The organism is Cellulomonas sp. (assembly GCF_035634735.1).
In the GTDB taxonomy this organism is placed as follows: Bacteria; Actinomycetota; Actinomycetes; order Actinomycetales; family Cellulomonadaceae; genus Cellulomonas.
Genome location: NZ_DASQCJ010000005.1, coordinates 1 through 3,866 on the forward strand (window position 1 = coordinate 1; position 3,866 = coordinate 3,866).

The following is a 3,866-nucleotide window of genomic DNA, read 5'->3' on the forward strand; positions in this document are numbered from 1 at the left end:
GACGCCGGCGCCTCCCCGGCCGCGGTGCTGGCCGCCGCGGCCGAGGCGGCGCGCGCCGGTGCCGAGGCGACGACCCCGCTCGTCGCGACCAAGGGGCGCGCGTCCTACCTCGGCGAGCGCTCGGCCGGGCACCAGGACCCCGGGGCGACGTCGACGGCGCTGATCCTCGAGGCGGCGGCGGCCACGGCCGAGGCCGCGGCATGACCGCCGCCCCGGTCGCCCTCGTCCTGGTCTCCCACTCGGCGACGCTGGCCGAGGGCGTCCGGGAGCTGGCGGCGCAGATGGCGCCGGACGTGCTGATCGTCGCGGCCGGCGGCGACGGCGCGGGCGGGCTCGGCACGAGCTTCGACCTGGTCGAGCAGGCGCTCGGCGAGGCGACGGCCGAGGGCCGGTCCGCGGTCGTGCTCACCGACCTGGGATCGGCGGTGCTCACCACCGAGTCCGTGCTCGAGTTCCTGGACGAGGACGTCGCCGCCCGGGTGCACCTCGCGGACGCCCCGTTCGTCGAGGCCGCGGTCGCCGCCGGGGTCACCGCCGCCGGCGGTGCGCCGGTCGGCGAGGTGCTGGGCGCCGCCGTCGCCGCGGGGGCGGGGTTCCCGCACGCCGCGGGGCCGGGCGAGGCCGCGCCCGAGCCGGGTGCGCCCGCCGCGACGGTCCCCGAGCCGCAGCACGCCGGCGACTCCGCCGTGCCGATCACCGCGCACGTCGTCGTGCGCAACCCCATGGGCCTGCACGCCCGCCCGGCGGCGGTGCTCGCCCGGATGATGGCCGGCTTCGACGCCGCGGTGCAGGTCGACGGCGTCAACGGCGCGAGCGTCCTGGAGCTCATGCAGCTCGCCGCGACCCAGGGCCGCACCCTCGAGGTGACCGCCACCGGGCCCCAGGCGCGGGTCGCGGTGGACGCGTTCGTCGGCGCGGTCGAGGAGGGCTTCGGCGAGGTGTGACGGGTCTCGCACCGCCGTTGCCCTGGACAACTCTGCACGCTCTGCAATAATTCAGGGCGTGCAAGAAGTCGTGGAGGCCGAGGGGCTGCGGGCGCGCAAGAAGCGGGCCCGCCTGGAGGCGTTCGTCGACGCCACCCACCGGCTCGCCGCGGAGCAGGGCCTGGACCGCGTGACGGTCGAGGCCATCTGCGCCGAGGTCGGCGTCAGCGTCCGCACGTTCTTCAACTACTTCGAGTCGAAGGACGACGCCGTGCTCGGCATGGAGCACTGGCGCCTGGACCAGGCCGCCGCGGAGGCGTTCGCCACCGGCGGCCCCACCGGCGACCTGCTGGCCGACATGCAGGCGCTCACCACCAGCGCCCTCGACCACCCGCCGCTCGGCAAGGAGCGGATGGAGCGGGCCTTCGAGCTCGCGAAGGGCCACCCGGAGCTGATGCTCCGCGCGTACACGCACGTCCAGGGCCTGCACGACGAGATCGGCGCCCTGGTCCGCCGCCGGCTCGGCGACGCGGCCGACGAGTCCGCCGTCGCCCTGATCGGCACCCTGCTGCTCGGCCTCGCCCACGCCACGTTCGTCCGCTGGGACACCGCCGGGGGGAGCGGCGACGTGCAGGACCACCTGCCGTCGGTCGTCGCCGACCTCACCGCGATCGTCGCGCCGCGCACCTGACCCGCTCCCGCACCCCGCCCGGCCGCGCCCCCGCGTCGTCGGGCCACCCGCACCTCGAGAACGGACACCCATGGCCACCGCCGCCCCCGCCCCCGACAAGCCCCTGGTGGAGCTGAACCAGCGCACCGTGTGGCTGATCTTCGGGGCCCTGCTCGCCAGCATGCTGCTGTCGTCGCTCGACCAGTCGATCGTCGGCACCGCGATGCCCACGATCGTCGGCGAGCTCAACGGCGTCGAGCACCAGGGCTGGGTCGTGACGATCTACATCCTGGCGATCGCGATCGTCATGCCGCTGTACGGCAAGTTCGGCGACCTGTGGGGGCGGCGCTGGCCGTTCCTGGTCGCGATCAGCCTGTTCACGCTGGCGTCCGCCGGCGCCGGCTTCGCGCAGACCTTCCACGAGCTGGTCATCTGGCGCGGCGTCCAGGGCCTCGGCGGCGGCGGCCTGATCATCCTGTCGCAGGCGATCATCGCCGACATCGTGCCCGCCAAGGAGCGCGGCAAGTACATGGGCCCGATGGGCGCGCTGTTCGGCGTCTCCGCGGTCGCCGGCCCGCTGCTCGGCGGCCTGTTCACGGACCACTTCGACTGGCGCTGGTGCTTCTGGATCAACATCCCGGTCGGCATCGCCGCGCTCGTCACCGCCTGGTTCACGCTCAAGCTGCCCAGCCACCGGTCGAACCGCCCGCTCGACGTCGCCGGCATCGTCCTGCTGACCCTGGCCACCTCCGGCCTCGTGCTCGTCACCTCGTGGACCTCGCTGTCCGGCGAGGGCGGCTACGACTGGTCCGACCCGCGCCTGGTCGGCCTGCTGGTCGGCACCCTGGCCGCCGCCGTGGCGTTCGTGCTCGTCGAGCTGCGCGCCGCCGAGCCGATCCTCCCGCTGCGCCTGTTCAAGAACCCGACCTTCACGCTGGCCACCGGCATCGGCCTGGTCATCGGCATGGGCATGTTCGCGTCGCTCGCGTTCCTGCCGACGTTCCTGCAGATGTCGACCGGCTCCGGCGTGACCGAGTCCGGCCTGCTCATGCTGCCGATGACCGTCGGCGTCATGCTCACCTCGATCGCCTCCGGCATCGCGATCACCAAGACCGGCAGGTACAAGGCGTTCCCGATCACCGGCATGGCGATCACCACGCTCGGCCTCGCCTGGCTCACCACCATCACCGGCGACATGTCGATGGTGCTGTTCGGCGCGATGATCTTCGCCCTCGGCGCCGGCCTCGGCCTGGTCATGCAGACCGTCGTCCTCGCCGTGCAGAACTCGGTCGACCCGCACGAGCTCGGCACCGCCACCTCGGCGAACAACTTCTTCCGCGAGATCGGCGCCGCGGTGGGCACGGCGCTGTTCAGCACGATCTTCACCACCCGGCTCTCCGAGCGGCTGGAGTCCGTGTTCGCGGGCGCCGGCTCCGCGGGCATCGACACCGGCGGCTCCGCCGAGTCGCTGACCCCGGCCCTGGTCTCGCAGCTGCCCGAGCCGCTGCACGACGGCGTGGTGACCGCCTACACCGAGGCGCTCGCGCCGGCCTTCTGGTACCTGGTGCCGCTGCTGGCGGTCGGCTTCGTGCTCACGCTGTTCCTGCGCGAGGTGAAGCTCTCCGACGTCGCCGGCATGGTGGCGCGCGGCGAGGCGACCGCGGCGGCCCCGGCCGCCCCGGCGACCGTCTCGGCCGGCGTCCCGTCGACGCCGGGCGCCTCGGGCACGGCGGTCGACGTCGCCGACCACAGCTCCACGGACGAGCGCAGGTAACCTGCCGCCGTGAGCATGCACGCCAACCGGCCCGTGCGCCAGAAGCGCCCCGCCAAGCCCCAGTTCACCTCGATGATCCTGGTCCTCGAGGGCGTGCTGGTGCTGTTCGCGGCGCTGACGGCGTACGGGCTGTCGGCGGCCGGGGTCGTCTCGGCGTCGCCCGCCGTGCTGTGGACCGTGGCCGGCGTGCTGTTCGTCGTGCTCGTGCTGCTGTCCCGGCTGGTGACGGCGCCGGGCGGCTACGTCGCCGGGTCGGTCGCGCAGCTGGTCGTCATCGCGTGCGGGTTCGTGATCCCGCTGATGTTCGGGCTCGGCGCGCTGTTCGCGGTCCTGTGGTTCGTGTCCCTGCGCCTGGGCGCGCGGATCGACCGCGAGCGGGCGGCGTTCGACGCCGAGTACCCGGACCAGACCCCGCAGGGCGGCCTCCCGCCCCGCGCCCAGGACCCGCCCGCCGCGCCGGGCGCGCCCACGGCGCCCGGCGCGCCGAGATAGGACCTCC

The 3,866-nt window shown here is 74.4% G+C and carries 5 protein-coding genes; all 5 read left to right on the plus strand.

The window, feature by feature from the left end; all coding sequences use genetic code 11:
• Positions 1 to 204, plus strand: a 204-nt coding sequence (locus VER05_RS00845) for a DAK2 domain-containing protein (protein WP_324843516.1), incomplete at its 5' end; no start/stop codon positions are given.
• A complete protein-coding gene (gene dhaM, locus VER05_RS00850) occupies positions 201 to 944 on the plus strand; it encodes a dihydroxyacetone kinase phosphoryl donor subunit DhaM (protein WP_324843517.1) in 744 nt (247 codons plus the stop codon). The genes VER05_RS00845 and dhaM, both read left to right, overlap by 4 nt.
• Before the next feature lie 58 nt (positions 945 to 1,002).
• On the plus strand, positions 1,003 to 1,614 hold the full coding sequence (locus VER05_RS00855; protein ID WP_324843518.1) for a TetR/AcrR family transcriptional regulator: 612 nt from the start codon (positions 1,003 to 1,005) through the stop codon (positions 1,612 to 1,614).
• 70 nt (positions 1,615 to 1,684) lie between these two features.
• Complete coding sequence (locus VER05_RS00860; RefSeq protein WP_324843519.1) at positions 1,685 to 3,367, plus strand: MDR family MFS transporter; 1,683 nt, start codon at positions 1,685 to 1,687, stop codon at positions 3,365 to 3,367.
• Positions 3,368 to 3,382: 15 nt separating this feature from the next.
• Positions 3,383 to 3,859 carry a DUF4233 domain-containing protein gene (locus tag VER05_RS00865; protein WP_324843520.1) on the plus strand — a complete coding sequence of 159 codons (477 nt, stop codon included), beginning with the start codon at positions 3,383 to 3,385 and terminating at the stop codon, positions 3,857 to 3,859.
• Positions 3,860 to 3,866: the final 7 nt, after the last annotated feature.

Excerpts from the sequence above, each read along its gene's own strand:
- dhaM (WP_324843517.1), top strand. The coding sequence starts at position 201 with ATGACCGCCGCCCCGGTCGCCCTCGTCCTGGTCTCCCACTCGGCGACG.
- VER05_RS00860 (WP_324843519.1), top strand. The coding sequence starts at position 1,685 with ATGGCCACCGCCGCCCCCGCCCCCGACAAGCCCCTGGTGGAGCTGAAC.
- VER05_RS00865 (WP_324843520.1), top strand. The coding sequence starts at position 3,383 with ATGCACGCCAACCGGCCCGTGCGCCAGAAGCGCCCCGCCAAGCCCCAG.